The sequence below is a fragment of the Bradyrhizobium sp. BR 10261 genome (genome assembly GCF_019455395.1).
Lineage (GTDB): Bacteria > Pseudomonadota > Alphaproteobacteria > Rhizobiales > Xanthobacteraceae > Bradyrhizobium > Bradyrhizobium manausense.
The window spans coordinates 35,921-56,063 of sequence record NZ_JACOFQ010000036.1 but is presented as its reverse complement, the minus strand read 5'-3'; the positions used below and the strand labels follow the sequence as shown (position 1 = coordinate 56,063).

Sequence of the window (20,143 nt, the reverse complement as noted above, 5' to 3'; positions counted from 1 at the left end):
CGCAGCCCAACGGTTCGGCATTCCAGCGTCCAAATCCGCTGGAAACCTAGTTGCACTGCGAAAAATTTGTTCGCGAGATCAGACGAAGTATCGAGATTGAATTCTACGCGACGGACATATTGAGCGGCGGCGCCACATGGTCCGGCAGCGGGCAGACATAAGGCGTCTTGGCCGTCCGCTTCGTCAGATCGGCCTTCGCAGCCTTGATCAGTTCCGGTTCGGTCAACGCCTTGATGCCGAGACCGGCCATGGCCTTGGCCGCCTGTACCATGGCCTTGTGCGCGTGGGGGCTCTTCCCCTGCGCCACCACCTGCCAGGTGTGGAACGGCGTGCCGATTGCAACCGTTGGTGCGTGAACCTGCACGGTCGGCACCACCCAGCTGACGTCGCCGACGTCGGTCGAGCCGACCAGCGGGTTGCGCTTGGCATCCAGCGGCACCAGGAAGTCGGCCAGCGGCCGATCGGTCGGCTCCATGCCGATCGCGTAATAGACCGACGCGATGTCCTTGTCGGTCAGCGTCGCACGGATCCGGCTGGCAAAGCCCTTGTCGGTGTCGTCGAAATGCGGCGGTCCCAGCTCCTCCATGACCCGATGCAGCGCCTGTTCCAGCGGCGTGTTCGGCAGGATGTTGGAGACGGCAGAGATGATCTTCATCTCGACCTTGGTCTCGGTCATCAAGGCCGCGCCCTCTGCGATCTTGCTGACGCGCCCGACCAGCTCGTTCATGCCGGGAAGGTCCCGGGCGCGAATGGAATAGCGCACGCGGGCGTGAGCCTGCACCACGTTCGGCGCAATGCCGCCGGTGTCCAGCAGCGCGTAATGCACGCGCGCATCGCTCGGCATGTGCTCGCGCATGTAGTTCACGCCGACATTCATCAGCTCGACCGCGTCGAGCGCGGAACGGCCGAGATGGGGCGAAGCCGCCGCATGCGAGGTGCGGCCGGTGAAGATGAAGTCGGCGCGGGTGTTGGCGAGCGACGGCGTCACCGCGACTTCCCAGAAACTATGCGGATGCCACGTAATGGCGATATCGGCGTCCTCGAACGCGCCCGAGCGCACCATGAACGCTTTGGCCGCGCCGCCTTCTTCCGCCGGGCAACCGTAATAGCGCACGCGGCCTGGCACCTTGTTCTCGGCGAGCCAGTCCTTGACCGCGGTCGCGGCGAGCAGGGCGGCGGAGCCGAGCAGATTGTGACCGCAACCATGGCCGTGACCGCCGGTCTCGACCGGACGGTGTTCGGCAACGCCCGCCTCCTGGCTGAGGCCTGGCAGCGCATCGTATTCACCCATGAAGGCGATGACCGGGCCGCCCTCGCCCCATTCCCCCACCACCGCGGTCGGAATGCCCGCGACCTTTTCGGTGATGCGGAAACCCTGGTGGCGCAGCTCAGCGAGATGCTCGGCGCAGGAGCGCGCTTCGGTGTAGCAGACCTCGGGCATGCCCCAGACCTTGTCGCTGAGGTCGATGAAGCGTCCCTTGATCGTGTCGATGCCACGCCAGATGTCGCTGCGATTGTCCATGGTTCTGTCCGTGATCTCTTGGCCAACGAAGCGGCAATGGTTAGCAGCTTCATTGCACCCCGCCTAGCATCTCGCGGGACGGCAGCCATGCGACTGGTGCCCGAAGGGGCAACCTCCGGGCGAATTTGGGCAAACAATTTCTGTCATCCTCCGAAATCGGCGTCACGACATCTGGAATAGTTGCGGTCAAGTCTTTCAAGATGGCCTCCTCCGGCCTAAATTATGCTTGCTTCGCGCGTTGTTCCGCAGCCTCGGCGGAGCGATGCTCTCAGCCAGGAGAACTCCATGACCGTTCTGACCGAATGGAGAGTGCCGCCGGCCAATCAGCCGCGCGCGAGCGACTACGGCTTCGATCTTGACCGTGCGCTCGCTTCCGTCGTCGGCCTCCACGCCATCATCCCGCCAGACGCCTTCAGCGCGGAAACGCTCGGCACCGAGCGCGCTGGCAATGGCGTCGTGATCGACGACGGGCTGGTGCTCACGATCGGCTATCTCATCACCGAGGCGGAATCCGTCTGGCTTCATCGCGGCGACGGACACGTGGTGGAGGGACATGTGCTCGGCTTCGACGCCGTCACCGGCTTCGGCCTGGTGCAGGCGCTCGGACGGCTCGACATCGAGCCGCTGCCGCTCGGCTCCTCGGCGGACGTCAGGCTCGGCGACCGCGTCGTGGTCGGCGGCGCCGGAGGGCGGACGCGCTCGGTCGCGAGCCAGATCGTCGCCAAGCAGGAATTCGCCGGATATTGGGAGTATCTGCTCGACGAGGCCTTGTTCACCTATCCCGCCCATCCGAATTGGGGCGGCACGGGATTGATCAACGAGCGCGGCGAATTGATCGGCATCGGCTCGCTCCAGCTCGATCGTGAGCGCGACGGCAAGGCCGAGCACGTCAACATGGTCGTACCGATCGACCTGTTGAAACCGATCCTCGACGACCTGCGCAAGTTTGGCCGCGTCAACAAGCCAGCGCGGCCATGGCTCGGGCTCTATTCGACCGAAATCGACAACCGCGTCGTGGTGATCGGGATCTCCGCCAATGGTCCGGCTGCTCACGCCGAGCTCAAGACCGGTGACGTGATCCTGGCCGTGGATGGCGAGAAGGTCACGAGCCAGACGAGCTTCTACAAGAAGATGTGGTCGCTCGGCCCTGCCGGCGTCGACGTGCCTCTCACCGTGCATCATCAGGGCAGCGCGCATCATGAGGGCGTCACTTTCGACGTTACGGTGACGTCGACTGATCGCTTCAAGCTTCTGAAGGCGCCGAAGCTGCACTAGTCCAGCCAAAGGAAGCAGCAATGACGGAGGCCGTCGTTGACGACATCGTGGCCGTGCTGCCGCCGCTGCTCAACGCGCTGGAAGCGCTCGGCTACTTCGCCCGGCATTTGCATCCGCCGGCCTTCGGCTCGGTCATGAACGCGATCGGCGCGCCCGACGATGCGCTGCAAGGCGCGCACGCTGCGATCGGAGAATGGCCGGAGCAGTTTGCCGGGCGTCGCGAGCGGCTCGATCTCGCCTGCAACGAGACGCTATCAGCCTTTGCCGGCATCCGTGACGTCGAGCGCGGCAATGGCGATCTCGTCTCCGTCTTCCGCGCGCTGCGCCATCTGCCGCGCGCGCAAGAGGCGCTTTATCCGCTGTCAGTGCAATTCCCGCCAGTGAGCAATTTCTTCCTCAACACCGCCAAGCGGGAGAATGAGGAGCTGTTGTCGCGGCTGGAGGTCGGCGCGAGCGAGCGCACCGGCATCTTCCATGATCACAACGAGCCCGGCAGCCGTGGCGGCTTCTCGGTCTATGTACCCGAATATTACACGCCGGACCGCGCTTGGCCGCTGGTGATGGCGCTGCATGGCGGCAGCGGCAATGGTCGCGGCTTCCTGTGGAGCTGGCTGCGCGATGCGCGCAGCTTGGGCGCGATCCTGGTGGCGCCGACGGCGACGGGGCAGACCTGGGCGCTGATGGGCGACGACACCGACACGCCCAACCTGATGCGCATCCTCGAAACCGTACGCAGCCGCTGGACCATCGACGCCTCACGCATGTTGCTGTCAGGCATGAGCGACGGCGGCACCTTCTGCTATGTCAGCGGGCTTGACGGCGCCTCGCCCTTCACCCATCTCGCGCCGGTGTCGGCGACTTTCCATCCGCTGATGGCGGAGATGGCCGACGCTACGCGGCTTCAGGCCCTGCCTGTCTTTATCACTCACGGCAAGCTCGACTGGATGTTTCCGGTGCAGACCGCGCGGCAAACGCAAGCAGCCCTCACGGCCGCGGGCGCCAAGGTCACCTACCGTGAGATCGATGATCTCAGTCACACCTATCCGCGCGAGATCAACGCGGAGCTGCTGCAATGGCTGAACGGGGCGTGAACGAGCCGTCCTTACCCGCGCCCTACTCTCGCGGAACCATTCACTCCGGGCCGACGTTATCGGCCCGACACACCGGAGGGTTCTCCATGCAGACTTTTTTCGGAATGATCCTGGGCGCGCTGCTGCTTGCTTGCAGCGTCTATGTCTATGATTCCATGCAGACGTCGTCAGTCGCCAATGGTGAGGTCGCGATCACCAATCGCACCATCGTGAACTGGGACGTTGCGAAGGCCGATTGGGACCTGCTGCGCGATCGCGCGCACAAGGACTGGGTCAAGATCTCGTCGAAGTAATTCGATCAACCTGATATGAACAAGGCGCCGTCGCGGATCCGCGGCGGCGCCTTTGTCTTGGCTGCGACCAGCACGGCGATATTCAGTTCATCTTGGCTTTGCGGGCGTCGGCGATGACCTGCTCGAATTCGTTCATGCTGAGCACGCCGGGGACGCGATACTTGCCGACGATAAAGGACGGCGTGCCGTTGAAGCCGAAAGCTTCGGCCTGCTCGTTGTTGTGCTTGAGGATCGCGTCGATGTCCTTGGCGTGCGCAGTGAGGTCGCCCTTGAGACGATCCATGTCGACGCCGACCGAGGCGAGCAGCTCGTTGATGCGCGATTCGGTCAGGCGCGAGCTGACGCCCATCATGGCGTCATGGGCCTTGTGATACTTGTCCTGGTATTTCGCGGCGAGTGCGGTACGGGCGGCCGTCACCGAGACCGGCCCGAGGATCGGCCAGTCCTTCAAGACCAGCCTGACCTTGCCGTCGTCCTGGACGACCTGGCGCAGCTCCGGTTCGAGCTTGCGGCAATAGGGGCAATTGTAGTCGGACCATTCGATGATGCTGATGTTGCCATCGGGATTGCCGGCAACGGGAACGTCGGGATCGCGCAGCACCTTGGCTTCCGTCAGCACCTCGTCATCCCCGGCGGCCGCGCGCGCCAAGGTCATCCCGCCAGCCGCAAGGGCGCCCGCGCCCATCAGCGTCAGCGCCGTTCGACGCGTCGGCATAAGTCCCCTATTCCGATATCCAGCCATATCTTGTCCCGTTTCGGTCCCATCGCAGCAAATACGCCTCGGGACCGGGAGTTGTTACAGACCATATAGAGTGTTGCGGAGGCGATGTCATCGCAGCAGCAGAGTCACCACCAAAGGGACCAGAAACGAGGTCACCAGAGCGTTCAGGCTCATGGCGATACCGGAGAACACGCCGGCGATCTCGTCGACCTGGAACGCTCGAGCAGTCCCGATGCCGTGCGCGGCAAGTCCGGCGGCAAAGCCGCGGGCGCGAAAATCGGTCACACCGGTACGATTCATCAGCGGCGTGACGATCATGGCACCCATGATCCCCGTCAGGATCACCGCAACCGCCGTCAGTGATGGGTCCGCATGCAGGGATTCCGCGATGCCCATGGCAACGCCCGCCGTGACCGATTTCGGCGCCAACGACAGCACCACATCGCGCGGCAGGCCAGCGAGCTCCGCCAGCAGCGCGACAGACACCACGGCCGTCACCGAGCCCGCCACCAGCGCCACCAGCATCGGCACGATGGATGAGACCACGCGCCTGCGATTCTCGTAGAGGGGCACGGCGAGCGCGACGGTGGCGGGCCCGAGCAGGAAGTGCACGAACTGCGCGCCGGCGAAATAGGTGGTGTAGGAAGTGCCCGTTACGAGCAGGAACGCTCCGATGATCCACATTGCATGGAGCACGGGATTGGCGAATGGATGGCGCCGCGTCGCCAGCGACACGGCATCCGTGGTGGCATAGACCAGCAGCGTCACCGTCAGCCAGAGCAGCGGTGATTGCGACAGATAGACCCAGAGCGAGAACGGATTGTCCTTCATGGGACGTCCTGCTGTCGCAACAGACGGCTGACCAGGCGGAAGGTCAGGACGGTCACCAGCAAAGTCACCACCACCGAGGCTGCAAGGATCACAATGATGGCAACGCCATGAGAGGCGAGCAGATCGAGCTTCTGCACGACGCCGACGGCGGCGGGCACGAACAGCAGCGAGAGATGCGCCAGCAGCCCCTTGCTCGCGGTCTCCACGCCGTCGTTCCGCAATGGCCCACGCGCGAGCAGTGCAAACCGGTCGCGGGCGAGCAGCAGGATCAGAAGCAGGAGCAGGCCGAGCACAGGCCCGGGCAGCGGCAGGCCGAGGCCGCGGACCACGGCCTCGCCGATCAATTGGCAGAGCAGGATGAGGCTGAGACTCGCGAGCATGACGCATCAGGGGATGCGCTGCAGCGCTTGTCAATTGCCGCTAGGCGTGGGATGGGCGCGGCTCCTGCGAAGCGGTTGCGCGGGGCAGCATTGCCATCAGCGTGCCGGTCATGGTCGCGATCAGTGTGGTCTTGTCCTCGTGTTCGGCAAAAGCCTCGGCTTCGCAGAAGGTAAGCGTACGGCCGGGCTTGACGACCTCGGCCTTGAAGACAAAACGTTCGCCACGGGCAGGTGCGAGCAGCGTGGTCTTGAACTCGACCGTGAGGATATCGGCCTCTGATGGCATCAGCGTGAAGGCGGCGACGCCGCAGGCATTGTCGAGCCCCGCGGTGATGATGCCGGCATGGACAAAGCCGTTCTGCTGCGTGAAGGCGGCCGAATGCAGCATGGCGAGCTCGACCTCGCCTGGCGCGAGGCGGACGATCACGATGCCGAGCGTGTGCATCGCCGGCTGCCGCTCGAACATCGCGATGGCCGCCGCGCGATAGCCGGGGTTCTTCGGCTCGAACGCAGCCATGGCTCAGGCCTCGACCGGTTCGACAAGATGTCTCAGAGCGAGCTCGCGGATCACAGCCTCGAATGGCACCGATTTGCGCTGGCTGCGGTCCATGTGCACACCGATGATCTCGCAAGTTGCGGCGAGTTCGCCGGTCTCGGCATTGGTCAAGTCGTGCCGAAAGCGGATCGACTTGTCGCGAACTTCGAGCAGATGGCTGCGGATCTCGACGATGTCGCCGGCGAGCAACTCGCGCTTGTAGGTGATGTTCTGCTGCACCGCTGCCATGCCGCGGCCGGAGATGCGCAGATAGCTCGGCGTCAGCCCGAGCCGGGCGAACAGATTCCAATTGGCCTCGTCGAACTTGCCGACATACCACATGATGTTCATGTGGCCGACATGATCGCAGTGCCAGGGATAGACCGTGCCGCGATAGGTTGCCTCCTGCTCCATCCTCATTCCCCGCCCTTGCCGTGTCTTGATTTTGATACGCTAGCGTATCAAGCGCCGAACGCGTTAGCAATACGGCACCGTATCAAGAACCGGTGAGGGCTTCATTTATGAACGACGGCAAGGGCGACGTCTGGGTCGAGGCAGGATTCAAGGAGCTTGCCCGTGCAGGCGTCGAGGGTGTCAGGGTCGAGGTGCTCGCCAAGAATCTCGGCGTCACCAAAGGCGGCTTCTACCGCCGCTTCGCCGACCGCGCCGCGCTGCTGGAGGCCATGCTGGTGCACTGGCGCGAAGGCCGCTCGGCCTCGATCGCGCAGCAGACCAGCCTTGACGGCGAAGCACCCCGCGAGCGGCTGAAGACGGTGATCCAACTCTACTCCGAGCGGCTCAATCCGGAAGGCATGGCGATCGAGCTCGCGATCAGGCAATGGGCGCGTTCAGACGAGAGCGCCGCGGCGGCGGTCGCAAGTGTCGATGCGGCGCGGCTGAAGCACGTCGCCGAACTCTATCGCGCGACCGGCCTTGAAGCCGAAGAAGCTGAAGCACAGGCCTTCCTGTTCTACTGCTTCATCTTCGGCCAGAGCCTGTTGTTCGTCGAGCGCGGCCCGCGCAAGCGATCGCAGCTCGTGGCGAAGTCGGCCGAAAAACTGCTGGACTGAAACAAGAGGCCGGAGTCTGGCTCCGGCCTCGACGTGATCTCGAAGCCTCAGGCGGCGCCTTTCAGCTTCTTGTTGCATTCGCTGTAATAGCCGCCGCCCTTTGCGATCCACTTCATGCCGCCATTGCCGTTGGTGGCCTTGTTGGCATTGTACTGGTCGACACAGGTGTGAAGGCGCGCCTTGCCGGCGGTCTCCTTGGCGTATTTCGGATCGACGGCGTTCGGGAAGATCGCGGGACCGGCCGGCAGGGTTGGCGCCGGAGCAACTGCGGGCGCAGCTTCCTTCTTCGCCGTCGTTGTCGCCGCCGGGGCGGACGGAGGTGCGGCGGGGGCAGCTGCGGTCGGCGCAGCCGCAGGCGTCGCGTCGGCGCCGCACTGGGCCTTGCGGAAGTCATTCCACTTCATGGTCCCGAGCGAGCCGTCCTTTTTGGCGGCTTGGTACTTCGCGCTGCACTCCTGCGCGGTCAATGCCTGGGCCGGCGCACTCGCCACCAGCGCGGCAACGCCCGTTGCCGCAATGGCACACAACAATTTAGCTTGAATGGTCATCCTTGGTCTCCCTCAGGGAAGCAAAACGAGGATTGCTATCCTAGCGTGTCGGCGACTTCGGACAAGAAAGCGATGGTGGTCTGGGCCAAAATATAGTGGCCGCGCCGTTCGGGTTATTCATGTGGCGTTCAGCAACGCGGGTCGACGTTCGCGGCCTCCGCAACTCTCGCAAGAAGAGCCACATCATGACCCTTGCCTCCCGCCTTGCCGTCGTCGCGATCGCCTCCCTGTTCGCCACCGGCACCGCCTTTGCCCAGACCGCGGCGCCGGTTGCCAAAACCGAACCTGCTAACACCACTGACAAGAAGGCGCCAAAGGAGCACTCGGCCGAGTCGCTGGAATGCTCCAAGCAGGCGGATGCCAAGGGCCTGCATGGCAAGGAGCGCAAGAAATTCCGCTCCGAATGCATCAAGACCGCGAAGGCCGGTGGCGCTGCCGCGCCAGCGCCGGCCGCTGACAAGAAGTAATTCCGTCACAATCCTCGCCTCGCCTTTGGCGAGAGGCGCACGCATTGCGGCATGACGAGCCTGCAATTGTGCCCCTCTCGCCGATTTGCGATAAGGCGGCGTGAAGCAAATCACCGCCTCCCTTCCGTTCGAATGGCCGAGCCGTGCCAAGGTTTTAGGCACCGCGGAGACACTTATCATCGGCGCGGCCGGTGGTTTGATGTTCCTCGCCCTGGGCTTGCCGGGCGGGTTGATCTCGGGATCGATGATCGCGGTCGGAATCGCCGCGATTGCCGGACGTCAGCTCTCGGTCCCACCGCTCCTGACCCAGACCGTGCTGGTGCTGCTCGGAATTTCGCTGGGCTCGGTCGTATCGCGCCATCTGATCCAGCAGGTCAGCGCCTATCCGCTGACCATCGGGCTTCTGGCGCTCGCCACCTTCTGCTCGACCTTCGGCTCCAGCTATTACCTGCAGCGCGTCCATGGCTGGGACCGCACCTCGGCCTTCCTGGCCGGCAGCCCCGGTGCGCTCTCGCAGATCACCATCCTGGCGGTTGAGCGCGGGGCCGATTTGCCTGGTATCGCGGTGGTGCAGACCATGCGCGTGATCATCCTGACGGCGGCGCTGCCGATGGTGCTGGCGATCGCTGGCGTCGCCCCCTCGGTCTCGCAATCTCTGACGACCGCGATCGCCTCGCCGCTTGATCTTCTGGAACTGGTTGCCGCTTCGCTGGCGGCGTCACTCGTGCTGCGGCTGATGAAATTTCCGGCGAGCTGGATGTTCGGCGCCATGATCGCCTCCAGCGTGCTGCACGGCGCGGGTTGGGTCGACGGCGGCCTGCCGAACTGGGTGCGCGGCGTGTCGCTGGTCGGCATCGGCGCGCTGATCGGCAGCCGCTTTGCCCGGATGCGCATCAAGACGCTGGCCGGCCACATCAACGCCGCGCTCGGCTCGTTTGCGGTGGCCATCGCTGTCTCCGCCATCTTCGTCGGCATCGTCGCACTCACCACGCAGGTTAAATTCTCGGACGTCGTCGTCGCCTACGCGCCCGGCGCGATGGATGCGATGCTGGCGCTGGCGTTGACGTTGCACATCGATCCGATCTTTGTCGGCGCCCATCACCTGTCGCGCTTCGTGTTCGTGACGATCGCGACGCCTGGCATCGTGCACCTGTTCGGCCGCACCCAGGACGACGTGGACGACTAGCCGCCCTCCGCAGCCGCTTGTCCCTTCAGCGCAGCAATTTCCGCCTCGAGCTCCGCAATCCTCTGGTCCCTCGCGGCTAGCGCCACCGCCACATCCGGGGCGTCGAACTTTTGCGGAATGTGCTGGGGGCAGTTGGTGTCCCAGGCCGCGATCTTGAAGAGAATCACCTGCTCGGGCCGGGCGCGATAGCCCTTCGGCATCAGCGCATCCGTCAGCGCATCGTCATCCTCGACAACGCGCGCCTCGCCCCAGATCTTCACGCGACGGCGATGGGCATAGTCCATCACGAAAATGTAGGCCTTGGGGTTCTCGGAGAGATTTCCTTGAGTCAGATATTGCTGATTGCCGGCATAGTCGGCGAAAGCAAGCGTCTGCTTGTCCAACACCTTCAGAAATCCCTTCGGGCCGCCGCGATGCTGGATGTAGGGCTGGCCGTCCGCGGATGCCGTGGCAAAGTAGAAGCTGTTGGCCTCAGCGAGGAAGGCCTCGAGGTTCTCGTCGACCTCGGTGCGCCAGCCGCGCTGCTCGACGCGGTCATAGGCCTCGCGCGAGCCCTTGCGTGCCTGGATCGCCTTCACGGCGGGGGTGAAGGCGACGTCGCTGGCATAGGTATGAACTGCGGTCATCGGAATATCTCCTGAAAATTCCGGCGCATGTCTGCGTCTTTCGCCACCCAAGATGAACCTTCTGCCGCCTAAAACAATCAGGCGAGTTGACACTTCATCATTGCGATATATTCAATAATGTCCATGGACCGCCTTGATGCCATGCGCGTCTTCGTCACCGTCGCCGACCTGCGCGGCTTTGCGCCGGCGGCGCGCAAGCTACGGCTATCGCCTTCGGCCGTGACGCGGCTGATCGCAGCGCTGGAGGAGTATCTTGGCGCTCGGCTGCTGCAACGGACCACGCGACAGGTGCGGCTAACCGATGTCGGCAGGCGCTATCTGGAGCGCGCCCGACGGATCCTCGCCGACGTCGAGGAGGCCGATGGCGCGGCGCGAGAAGAGCGCAACCGGCCGAGCGGGCGGCTGGTGGTCTCGGCCCCGGTGGGTTTCGGCCGGCTCCATGTCGGGCCTGTCATGACCGACTATCTCAAGCGCTATCCCGAGGTCGCGGCCGAGCTCAGGCTGTCTGACAATCTCGTCAACCTTGTCGAGGACGCCGTCGATGCCGCGGTGCGGATCGGTCATCTCGCCGATTCCTCGCTGGTCGCGCGTCAGGTCGGCGAGATGCGGCGGATCACGGTGGCAACGCCAGGCTATCTCAAGCGCCACGGCGAGCCGAGGACGCCGCAGGCGCTGGCTGAGCACCAGACGATCCAATTTGGTCCGTCCGCAACTTGGCACTTCATGCAGGAGGGCCGGGGCATCGAGGTGACGCCATCTCCGCGCTTCATCAGCAACAGTGCCGACGCCGCCCTGCAATATGCCGAAGCCGGCGGCGGCATCACGCGCGTGCTGGCCTATCAGGCCGCCGAGGGCCTGAAGCGCGGACGCCTGAAGGTCTTGCTGGCGAAATACGAGCAGCCGGCGTTGCCGATCCACATCGTCTACCCGACCTCGCGGCTGCTCTCGGCCAAGGTGCGGGCGTTCATCGATCTCGTGGTGGAGACGACGGATTGGAATTTTGGCTAGGCTTCGGCACCACGCGGAACGTGCCGCTGGCCCGCGCGATCACGACGCCGTCGGCCTTGACCAGGCTCTGCGCGAAACAGATCGTCTTGCCGGTCTTGATCACGTCGCTCTCGATCGAGCACCATTGGCCGGTCTCGGCCGAGCCGACGAAATCGATCGACAGCGAGATTGTTACGAATGAGGTGGTCCAGTTCGTCAGCTGGGCGCAGCTGTAGCCCATCGCGTTGTCGGCGAGCGCGGCGATAAGGCCGCCGTGGATCAAGCCACGCCCGTTGGTGTGCGGCCTTGCCAGCCGCAGGCCGATGATGACGGCACGGTCGGTCTTCCTCGCGTAGAGCGGCTCCCACGGTTCGGTCATCGGACTCTTGCGGGCGAGCGGCTCGAAGCCTTCGGGGATGTCGATGGAGGTCATGCGCGTCTCGCGTGGTAGATTGACAGCATTGAACGCGATGGACGTGACGAACGCATCAATTACAAAGTTTTAAACGGGATTTGCGCAGGTGTTTGAAAAACGGTAGCGCCGCAATGGCGGAGCCGTAGGGTGGGTTAGCCGTAGGCGTAACCCGCCACTTCTGTCTCCGCGGAAATCAAAGAGGTGGGTTACGCCAAGCAGATGCGCTTCGCGCACCTGCTTGACTAACCCACCCTACGGCATCGTCCTAGAACGGCAACCCCACATAATTCTCCGACAGTGACGTCATCGCGGCCGGCGACTGCGTGACGTAGTCGAGCTCGGCGAGCTGGATGCGCGCGCCGATGCTGCCATTGTCGGGGAATTTGTGCAGCATCGAGGTCATCCACCAGGAAAAACGCACGGCCTTCCAGACGCGCGCCAGCGCCTTGGCGGAATAGGTATCGATGCCGGCACTCGATTTCTCGTCGTAGAACTCGCGAAGTGCGCCTGACAGATAATGCGCATCGCTGGCGGCGAGGTTCAGCCCCTTGGCGCCGGTCGGCGGCACGATGTGGGCAGCGTCGCCGCACAGGAACATCTTGCCGAAACGCATCGGCTCGGCGACGAAGCTGCGCAAGGGCGCAATGCTCTTCTCGATCGAGGGGCCGGTGATGAGACTGTCGGCCGCCTCCTGGTCGAGCCGGCGCTTCAGCTCGTCCCAGAAGCGATCGTCCGGCCACTGATCGACATGGTCATCGAGCGAGCATTGCACGTAATGCCGGCTGCGCTTCATCGAGCGCATGGTGCAAAGCGCGAAGCCGCGCGCATGGTTGGAATAGATCAGCTCGTGGCTGACCGGCGGCGTCTCGGACAAGATGCCGAGCCAGCCGAACGGATAAATCCGCTCGAACTCCTCGATCGCCGTTTCAGGCACGCTCGCGCGGCTGACGCCGTGGAAGCCGTCGCACCCGGCAATGAAATCGCAATCGAGCGTGTGGGTGACGCCATCCTTGACCCAGGTTACACGCGGGTGACTGCCGTCGAAATCATGCGGCTGCACATCCTTGGCCTCATAGAGGGTGGTGAGACCGGCGGCTTTGCGCGCATTCATCAGGTCGAGCGTGACCTCGGTCTGGCCATAGATCATCACCGTCTTGCCGGTGGCGGCCTTCATGTCGATGCGGTGGCGGCTCCCGGAAAAAGCCAGTTCGATACCCTCGTGCACCAGGCCTTCGGCATGCGCCCGCTTGCCGGCACCGACCTGATCGAGCAGCGCGACGGTGCCCTCCTCCAGCAGGCCGGCGCGGATGCGCCCGAGCACGTAGTCCGGGCTCTGCCGTTCCAGGATGACATTATCGATACCGTAAATGTGCAGCAGTTGCCCGAGCAACAATCCCGCCGGCCCGGCACCGATGATTGCGACTTTTGTCCGCAATACTTGCTCCTCCCGATCCTGTAGGCTTTCGTCGCGGCTCGCTTGTCGCGTTGATCCACGCAGGATAATTATATCATATAACGGTTTGGCAAAAAGGGAGGTTGGTCGCTCGGACGGCGACAAATCCGTGCAACACCGCTGACGTAGATGAAGCAGCAGTTCCGGCTTGAACGCGCCGGCCGATTAGATAACATGTTAATTAACAAGGCCGGGCCATCGAAGCCTGCCGTCACAAAAGGGGAGAGACACGAGATGAGGAAGGCCTGTCTGGCTTTGCTGCTGGCAGCAAGCGTGACGCCTGCGTTCGCGCAAGACAAAACCGTTGACCTGAAGGTCTCGCACTGGGTGCCGGCCTCGCATCCGCTGCAAAAGTCTCTTGAAGACTGGGTGGCCGCAGTGAACAAGGATTCCGGCGGCACCATCACCGGCAAGGTGTTTCCGGCCCAGCAGCTCGGCAAGGCGTTCGACCATTACGACATGGCGCGCGACGGCATCGCTGATGTCACCTATGTCAATCCCGGCTACCAGCCCGGCCGCTTCCCGATCATCGGCGCCGGCGAATTGCCGTTCCTGATCTCTGACGCCAAGGGCGGCTCGATGGGGCTGGACGCCTGGTACCGCAAATACGCCGAGAAGGAGATGAAGGACGTCAAATACTGCCTCGCCTTCGTCCACTCGCCTTCGTCCTTCCACTCGCGCAGCAAGAAGATCGCCATGCCGGAGGACGTGAAAGGCATGAAGATCCGCCCCGCGCATGCGACCATGGCGAACTTCGTCACCGCGCTCGGTGGCACCAATGTGCAGTCCTCAGCCCCTGAAGTGCGCGACATTATCGAGCGCGGCGTCGCCGACGGCGTCACCTTTCCTTGGGGCTCGCTGGTGCTGTTCGGCATCGACAAGGTCACCAAGTTCCACATGGAAGCGCCGCTCTACACCACGACCTTCGTGTTCGTGATCAACAAGGACAAGTACAATGCGATGTCCGACAAGCAGAAGGCCGCGGTGGACAAGAACTGCTCGACCGAGATGGCCGGCGTGGTTGGCCAGCACTGGGGCAAGTTCGAAGATGCCGGCGTCGACAAGGTGAAGGCGGAAGAAGGTCACGAGGTCTACAAGCTATCCCCGGACCAGACCGCCGCCTGGAAGAAGGCCGCCGAACCGCTGGTCAAGACCTGGGGCGATGGCGTCAAGAAGGCCGGCATCGATCCGGACGCTGCGCTGGCGGAATTGAAGGCGTCGTTGAAGAAGTACAACGCACTGGCGGAGTGAGACTACACCTCTCCCGCTTGCTTGCGGGAGAGGTCGGCGCGTTCCGGGCGATGCGAAGCATCGTCCCGAGCGCCGGGTGAGGTCTCTCTGCTCTTGGGCGTTCTCGATTGTGGAGACACCCTCTCCCCACCCCTCCCCCGCAAGCGGGTCGCAAGCGGGGGAGGGAGCGCGGCTCCATCGCGGGGACACCTCGAACTGGTCGAAAGGACTCTCTCCCATGAAGCGCGCCTGGATGGACCGCATCATCGACACGATCGAATGGATCGCCGCCGCGTTCGTCGGTATCGTCGCGCTCGACATTTTTTTGTCGGTGCTGCTGCGCAACACGCTGAATTATTCGATCCCTGACAGTTTCGACATCGGTCGCATGCTGCTCGGCATCCTGATCTTCTGGGGCATCGCGGCAACCTCCTACCGCGGCACGCACATCACGGTCGATCTGGTCTGGGGCAATGTCGGGCCACGCTACCAGCGCTGGATCGACGTGTTCGCGACGCTGGTGCTGCTGTTCGTCGTCACAGTGCAGACCTGGACGCTGTTCGACAAGGTGCGCGGCACCTACAACGACAACGTCCAGACCTTTGACATGCACATGCCGACCTGGCCGTTCTTCGCGATCGCCTGGATCGGCGACGTCTCGGCCGTGCTGCTGATCGCGATCCGCACCTACCGATTGATCTTCCATCCTGAAGAGATGCACGACCCCAAGCTGAAGGCGACGGAATAATCATGAGCACAGATGCCGTCGCCGTAATCGGCTTCATCTCCCTGTTTGCCCTGATGCTGCTGCGCGTGCCCGTCGGCATGGCCATGGGCCTCGTCGGCGTCTCCGGCTTCTCCTATCTGGTCGGCGCGACGCCGGCGCTGAAACTGGTCGGCCAGACCTCGATGCGCACGGTCACCGACTACACCTTCGGCGTCATCCCGATGTTCCTGCTGATGGGCTCGTTCGTCAGCAATTCCGGCATGAGCCGGGAGCTGTTCCGCGCCGCCAACGGTTTTGTCGGACATTTGCGCGGCGGGCTCGGCATCGCGACCGTGGGCGCCTGCGGCGGCTTTGCCGCGATCTGCGGTTCATCGGTGGCGACGGCAGCCACCTTCTCCGCCGTTGCCTATCCCGAGATGCGCCGCTTCGGCTATCCGCAGTCCTTTGCGACAGGGGTGATCGCGGCCGGGGGCACGCTGGGCGCGATGCTGCCGCCCTCCACCGTGCTTGCGGTCTACGGCATCATCACCGAACAGGATATCGGCAAGCTCTTCATCGCCGGCATCATTCCGGGCCTGCTGGCAATGACCATGTACATGATCACGATCTTCCTGATCGGCTATCTGCGCCCCGACTTCCTGCCCAAGGGCAAGATGCTGCCCTGGCGCGAGCGTTTCGCCGGACTGAAGGACATCTGGGCGCCGGTGCTGCTGTTCGTGTTCGTGATCGGCGGTCTCTACGGCCTGCCCTTCCTGCCGCGCTTCACGCCGACGGAAGCTGGCGGCGTCGGCGCCACCGGCGCCTTCATCATCGGCATGGTCACCGGAAGGCTCGACCGCGAGAAGGTGCTGGCCTCGCTGCTGCAGGCGACGCGCACCGCGGCCGCGGTGTTCACCGTGCTGATCGGCGCTTTGATCTTCGGTTATTTCCTCACGGTGACGCAGACGCCGCAGAAGGTGACGGAATTTCTCACCGGCCTCGGCCTCGGCCCTTACGGCGTGCTGGCGCTGATCATGGTGATGTATCTCGTGCTCGGATGCCTGATGGACGCCATGGCGATGATCATCCTGACCGTACCGATCATCTTCCCCGTGATCACGCATCTCGGCTTCGACCCGATCTGGTTTGGCGTCATCATCGTGATGACCGTCGAGCTTGGCCTGATCCATCCGCCTGTCGGCATGAACGTCTTTGTCATCAAGAGCGTGGTGAAGGATGTCTCCTTTTCCACGATCTTCAAGGGCGTAATTCCGTTCGTGGCGACCGACCTCGTGCGCCTGGTGATCCTGATCGCCTTCCCGCTGCTGGCGACATGGCTGCCGATGCGGATGATGGCGCACTAGCGAGGCGAAGCGATGACCGCACCGGGGCTCGAAACCAAATACGTCTTCACCATCACCGCTCGCATTGGCGAGGTCGTCACCGCCGGCGAAACCGGCATCGGCGTCCGCCGCATCATCCCGATCATCGGCGGTGAGGTGACGGGCGCGATATCAGGCAAGGTGCTTCCTTTCGGCGCCGACTTCCAGGCCATCCGCCCCAACGAGCTGATCGACTTGGAGGCCAAATACGCCTTCGAGACCGACGACAGCGCCGTTGTCTATGTCGAGAACAAGGGCATCCGCTTCGGCCCGATCGAACTCCTGCAAAAGCTCAAGCGTGGCGAACCTGTTGATCCGAAGCTGATCTATTTTCGGACCGTGCCGAAATTCGAGACGGGGCACGAGAAATATCGCTGGCTGATGGAGCACATCTTTGTCGGCTCAGCCGCGCGGCACGCCGATCGCGTGGTGATCGACGTGCATCAGGTGGTGTGAGCGCACACTCAACTGTCGTCCCGGCGAAAGCCGCGACCCATACCGCGTGATCGATCCGCTGCAGGCGGTCGGAGTACCGAACGACCAATCTTCGCCAAATTCCACCCTGGGGTTATGGGTCCCGGCCCCCGTGCGCAATTGCGCACTAGGCCGGGACGACACCAAATTGGAGGACGGCTTTTGCCTCCCTGACGGCCCCCTCCTTGACTCCTCCCAAATTCGTTATACAACATAACTATTCTGATAAGGACGCAAATGACACAGGGAAACGCCGAGACCGCTGGCGCGGGCACCTCCGGGTTGCTTCAGATCGAGAGGGTGGACCGGGTTCTGACCGTGGGGCTGAACCGGCCGGCCAAGCGCAATGCGCTCAATGACGGCATCATTCTCGAAATCGGCCAATGCTTTACGTCCCTGCCCGAGGATGTCGGTGCGGTGGTCATTCACGGCATCGGCGACCATTTCTCCAGCGGTCTCGACCTGTCCGAGCTCCAGGACCACGACGCCACCGGCGGCCTTCTCCATTCCCAAATGTGGCATCGGGTGTTCGACCGTATCCAGTACAGCCGCGTCCCCGTCATCGCCGCGCTAAAGGGCGCCGTGATCGGCGGCGGGCTGGAGCTTGCCTGCGCGGCGCATATCCGTGTCGCCGAGCCCTCGACCTATTTTGCCCTGCCGGAGGGGCAGCGCGGCATCTTCGTCGGCGGCGGCGGCTCGGTGCGGCTGCCGCGGCTGATCGGCGTTGCCAGGATGATGGACATGATGCTGACCGGCCGCGTCTATAGCGCGACCGAGGGCGCGTCCTACGGCTTTGCGCAATATGTCACCGAGGCCGGCAACGGCTTGCCCAAGGCGCTGGAGCTTGCGACCAAGATTGCGTCCAACGCGCCGTTGACGAATTTCGCCGTGCTTCAAGCGCTCCCGATGATCGCGGAGGCCAATCCGCAAACGGGCCTTCTGATGGAATCGCTGATGGCCACCGTTGCTCAGAGCGACAAGGAAGCAAAACGCAGGATCCGCGAGTTCCTCGAGCACAAGACCGCCAAGGTAAAGCCGAAGTCATGAGCGCACAGCCGTCCTCTTCCAGCACAGAGCGCGGCGTGAGCAATTCTCCGCTGCGGCCGATCTCGTTCGGAGATCCCGTCGTCGACGTCGAGCGTCGCGCCGATGGAACGATCTATCTGCGGCCGAAGCACCCCCTCGGCGACTATCCCGTCCGCATCACCGATCGTCTGCATCATTGGGCGACGGCGACCCCGGACCGCGTCTTCATGGCCGAGCGCGAGGGTGGCCGGGCCTGGCGCAAGATCACCTATGCCGAGCTGCTCACTTCGAGCCGGCATATCGCCTCAGGGCTGATCCAGCGCGGCCTGTCGGCGGAGCGGCCGGTCGTCATCCTCTCCGGCAATTCGATCGACCACGCTTTGCTCGCCTTCGGCGCCTTCTATGCCGGCATTCCCTTCTGCCCGGTGTCACCGGCCTATTCGCTGGTGTCGAAGGATTACGGCAAGCTCGCATATTTGATGAAGCTGCTGACGCCCGGCCTCGTTTTCGCAGAGGATGCCGACAAGTTCGCGGACGCACTCGCCGCCAATGTCTCCCTCGGTACCGAGATCGCTGCGTCCTATGGCCATGTGCCGGGCCGCGACGTCACCCTGCTCGCCGACCTCATGGCAACCCCGATCCGTAGCGATCTTGACGAGCTCCATGAGAAGATCGGTCCCGACACGATCGCAAAGTTCCTGCTGACCTCGGGCTCGACAGGTAATCCCAAGGCCGTCATCAACACCCAGCGCATGATCTGCGCCAACCAGGTGATGCTGCGCGAGACGCTCGCCTTCCTCAAGGACGAGCCGCCTGTCATCATCGACTGGTTGCCGTGGAACCACACCTTTGGCGGCAACCACAATATCGGGCTGACGCTGTACAATGGCGGCTCGATGTATCTGGACGCCGGCAAGCCGGTGCCCGGCGGCATCGAGGAGACCGTGCGCAATCTCCAGGAGATTTCGCCGACGGTCTATTTCAACGTGCCCAAGGGCTACGAATCGCTGCTGCCCTATTTGCGCGACGACCAGGGCCTGCGCGCAAAGTTCTTCGATCGCCTGCATGCGATGTTCTTCTCCGGCGCTGCGCTGTCGCCGTTCGTCTGGAACAGTCTTGACGAGCTCGCGGTGAAGGAGAAGGGATATCGCGTGCCGATGCTGACCGGCCTCGGCGCCACCGAGACCGCACCGTTCTTCATGTCGGTCAATCCGCGTACCAGCCGCTCCGGCCATGTCGGCCTTCCCGTTTCCGGCAACGAGGCCAAGCTGGTGCCAAACAACGGCAAGCTCGAGGTCCGCGCCAAGGGGCCGAACGTGATGCCCGGCTACTGGCGCCAGCCTGACATCACCGCAAAATCCTTCGATGAGGAAGGATTTTACAAGATGGGCGATGCGCTCAAGCCTGCCGATCCCGACGATCTCAACGCTGGCTTCGATTTCGACGGCCGCGTCAGCGAGGATTTCAAGCTCGCGAGCGGCACCTGGGTCAGCGTCGGTCCCTTGCGCGCGCGACTCATCGCATCCTGCGCGCCGCTGGTGCGCGACGTCGTCATCGCCGGCATCAACCGTGACGAGATCTCCGCACTCATCGTGCTCGATCTCGACGGCTGCCGCCTGATCAACCCGACACTACCGCCGGACGACCTCGTGGTCGCGACGCGCGACCGGCTGGTCCGCGAGGCGTTCCGCGAGCGCTTGACCCAGTTTCTCGGTTCGGCGACCGGCTCCTCGACCCGGATTACCCGTGCGATCCTGATGGACACGCCGCTCTCGATCGACAAGGGCGAGGTCACCGACAAGGGCTCGATCAACCAGCGCGCGGTGCTGGAGCATCGCGGCGCGTTGATTGAAGAGCTCTACGCTGCCAATCCGTCTGACCGCGTCATATCGGTCGGCTAAAGAAACTCATCAAGGGAGAACGCC

The 20,143-nt window shown here is 63.5% G+C and carries 23 protein-coding genes; 13 read left to right on the top strand and 10 right to left on the bottom strand.

Going from position 1 to position 20,143, the window contains the following annotated elements:
- Positions 1–103 precede the first annotated feature (103 nt).
- Positions 104–1,522 (bottom strand): M20 family metallopeptidase, encoded by a 1,419-nt coding sequence (locus HYH07_RS31305; protein WP_220006081.1) that lies wholly within the window; start codon positions 1,520–1,522, stop codon positions 104–106.
- Positions 1,523–1,807: 285 nt separating this feature from the next.
- Here HYH07_RS31305 and HYH07_RS31300 point away from each other — a divergent pair, with 285 nt between their 5' ends.
- The 3 genes from HYH07_RS31300 (at position 1,808) to HYH07_RS31290 (ending at position 4,181) form a co-directional block, all read left to right on the top strand.
- Positions 1,808–2,797 (top strand): S1C family serine protease, encoded by a 990-nt coding sequence (locus tag HYH07_RS31300; protein WP_220006080.1) that lies wholly within the window; start codon positions 1,808–1,810, stop codon positions 2,795–2,797.
- A gap of 20 nt (positions 2,798–2,817) precedes the next feature.
- Positions 2,818–3,888, top strand: coding sequence for a phospholipase (locus HYH07_RS31295; RefSeq protein WP_220006079.1), 1,071 nt, complete (start codon positions 2,818–2,820; stop codon positions 3,886–3,888).
- Positions 3,889–3,974: 86 nt separating this feature from the next.
- Complete coding sequence (locus HYH07_RS31290; protein ID WP_057746439.1) at positions 3,975–4,181, top strand: hypothetical protein; 207 nt, start codon at positions 3,975–3,977, stop codon at positions 4,179–4,181.
- Positions 4,182–4,263: 82 nt separating this feature from the next.
- Here HYH07_RS31290 and HYH07_RS31285 read toward each other — a convergent pair whose 3' ends face one another.
- The 5 genes from HYH07_RS31285 to HYH07_RS31265 all read right to left on the bottom strand — a co-directional run bounded on the left by HYH07_RS31285 (position 4,264) and on the right by HYH07_RS31265 (position 7,062).
- Positions 4,264–4,923 carry a DsbA family protein gene (locus tag HYH07_RS31285; RefSeq protein WP_220006078.1) on the bottom strand — a complete coding sequence of 220 codons (660 nt, stop codon included), beginning with the start codon at positions 4,921–4,923 and terminating at the stop codon, positions 4,264–4,266.
- A gap of 87 nt (positions 4,924–5,010) precedes the next feature.
- On the bottom strand, positions 5,011–5,733 hold the full coding sequence (locus tag HYH07_RS31280; protein ID WP_220006077.1) for an LrgB family protein: 723 nt from the start codon (positions 5,731–5,733) through the stop codon (positions 5,011–5,013).
- A complete protein-coding gene (locus tag HYH07_RS31275) occupies positions 5,730–6,113 on the bottom strand; it encodes a CidA/LrgA family protein (protein WP_220006076.1) in 384 nt (127 codons plus the stop codon). Before HYH07_RS31275 ends, HYH07_RS31280 begins: the two co-directional genes overlap by 4 nt.
- Before the next feature lie 40 nt (positions 6,114–6,153).
- Positions 6,154–6,630 carry a PaaI family thioesterase gene (locus HYH07_RS31270; RefSeq protein WP_220006075.1) on the bottom strand — a complete coding sequence of 159 codons (477 nt, stop codon included), beginning with the start codon at positions 6,628–6,630 and terminating at the stop codon, positions 6,154–6,156.
- Between the two features lie 3 nt (positions 6,631–6,633).
- Positions 6,634–7,062 carry a thioesterase family protein gene (locus HYH07_RS31265; RefSeq protein ID WP_220006074.1) on the bottom strand — a complete coding sequence of 143 codons (429 nt, stop codon included), beginning with the start codon at positions 7,060–7,062 and terminating at the stop codon, positions 6,634–6,636.
- Positions 7,063–7,169: 107 nt separating this feature from the next.
- Between HYH07_RS31265 and HYH07_RS31260 the strand changes: the two genes are divergently transcribed.
- Positions 7,170–7,718: a TetR/AcrR family transcriptional regulator gene (locus HYH07_RS31260; RefSeq protein ID WP_220006073.1), complete on the top strand. Its 549-nt coding sequence runs from the start codon at positions 7,170–7,172 to the stop codon at positions 7,716–7,718.
- A gap of 47 nt (positions 7,719–7,765) precedes the next feature.
- On the opposite strand, the gene HYH07_RS31255 is transcribed toward HYH07_RS31260, so the two are convergent.
- Positions 7,766–8,266, bottom strand: coding sequence for a hypothetical protein (locus HYH07_RS31255; RefSeq protein ID WP_220006072.1), 501 nt, complete (start codon positions 8,264–8,266; stop codon positions 7,766–7,768).
- Between the two features lie 185 nt (positions 8,267–8,451).
- On the opposite strand from HYH07_RS31255, the gene HYH07_RS31250 reads away from it, so the two are divergent.
- Together HYH07_RS31250 and HYH07_RS31245 are read left to right on the top strand one after the other, a co-directional pair.
- Complete coding sequence (locus HYH07_RS31250; protein ID WP_220006071.1) at positions 8,452–8,733, top strand: PsiF family protein; 282 nt, start codon at positions 8,452–8,454, stop codon at positions 8,731–8,733.
- Between the two features lie 100 nt (positions 8,734–8,833).
- On the top strand, positions 8,834–9,919 hold the full coding sequence (locus tag HYH07_RS31245; protein WP_220006070.1) for an AbrB family transcriptional regulator: 1,086 nt from the start codon (positions 8,834–8,836) through the stop codon (positions 9,917–9,919).
- Here the strand turns inward: HYH07_RS31245 and HYH07_RS31240 are convergent.
- Positions 9,916–10,545 carry a pyridoxamine 5'-phosphate oxidase family protein gene (locus tag HYH07_RS31240; protein ID WP_220006069.1) on the bottom strand — a complete coding sequence of 210 codons (630 nt, stop codon included), beginning with the start codon at positions 10,543–10,545 and terminating at the stop codon, positions 9,916–9,918. The genes HYH07_RS31245 and HYH07_RS31240 overlap by 4 nt on opposite strands.
- A gap of 123 nt (positions 10,546–10,668) precedes the next feature.
- On the opposite strand from HYH07_RS31240, the gene HYH07_RS31235 reads away from it, so the two are divergent.
- On the top strand, positions 10,669–11,553 hold the full coding sequence (locus HYH07_RS31235; protein WP_220006068.1) for a LysR family transcriptional regulator: 885 nt from the start codon (positions 10,669–10,671) through the stop codon (positions 11,551–11,553).
- Here HYH07_RS31235 and HYH07_RS31230 read toward each other — a convergent pair.
- Both HYH07_RS31230 and pobA read right to left on the bottom strand, forming a co-directional pair.
- Positions 11,510–11,965: a PaaI family thioesterase gene (locus HYH07_RS31230; protein ID WP_220006067.1), complete on the bottom strand. Its 456-nt coding sequence runs from the start codon at positions 11,963–11,965 to the stop codon at positions 11,510–11,512. The two genes, HYH07_RS31235 and HYH07_RS31230, sit on opposite strands and share 44 nt — an antisense overlap.
- A 247-nt stretch (positions 11,966–12,212) precedes the next feature.
- A complete protein-coding gene (pobA, locus tag HYH07_RS31225) occupies positions 12,213–13,382 on the bottom strand; it encodes a 4-hydroxybenzoate 3-monooxygenase (protein ID WP_220006066.1) in 1,170 nt (389 codons plus the stop codon).
- Between the two features lie 252 nt (positions 13,383–13,634).
- Between pobA and HYH07_RS31220 the strand changes: the two genes are divergently transcribed.
- From HYH07_RS31220 to HYH07_RS31195, 6 genes are all read left to right on the top strand, one after another.
- Entirely contained in the window at positions 13,635–14,651 is a 1,017-nt protein-coding gene (locus tag HYH07_RS31220; RefSeq protein WP_220006065.1) for a TRAP transporter substrate-binding protein, read from the top strand.
- Between the two features lie 217 nt (positions 14,652–14,868).
- Positions 14,869–15,378, top strand: coding sequence for a TRAP transporter small permease (locus HYH07_RS31215; RefSeq protein WP_057746393.1), 510 nt, complete (start codon positions 14,869–14,871; stop codon positions 15,376–15,378).
- Positions 15,379–15,380: 2 nt separating this feature from the next.
- A complete protein-coding gene (locus tag HYH07_RS31210) occupies positions 15,381–16,700 on the top strand; it encodes a TRAP transporter large permease (protein ID WP_220006064.1) in 1,320 nt (439 codons plus the stop codon).
- Positions 16,701–16,712: 12 nt separating this feature from the next.
- Complete coding sequence (locus HYH07_RS31205; protein WP_220006063.1) at positions 16,713–17,174, top strand: DUF3237 domain-containing protein; 462 nt, start codon at positions 16,713–16,715, stop codon at positions 17,172–17,174.
- Positions 17,175–17,429: 255 nt separating this feature from the next.
- Complete coding sequence (locus HYH07_RS31200; RefSeq protein WP_220006062.1) at positions 17,430–18,239, top strand: crotonase/enoyl-CoA hydratase family protein; 810 nt, start codon at positions 17,430–17,432, stop codon at positions 18,237–18,239.
- Positions 18,236–20,119 carry a feruloyl-CoA synthase gene (locus tag HYH07_RS31195; protein ID WP_220006061.1) on the top strand — a complete coding sequence of 628 codons (1,884 nt, stop codon included), beginning with the start codon at positions 18,236–18,238 and terminating at the stop codon, positions 20,117–20,119. The genes HYH07_RS31200 and HYH07_RS31195 overlap by 4 nt, the downstream gene beginning before the upstream one ends.
- Positions 20,120–20,143 lie beyond the last annotated feature (24 nt).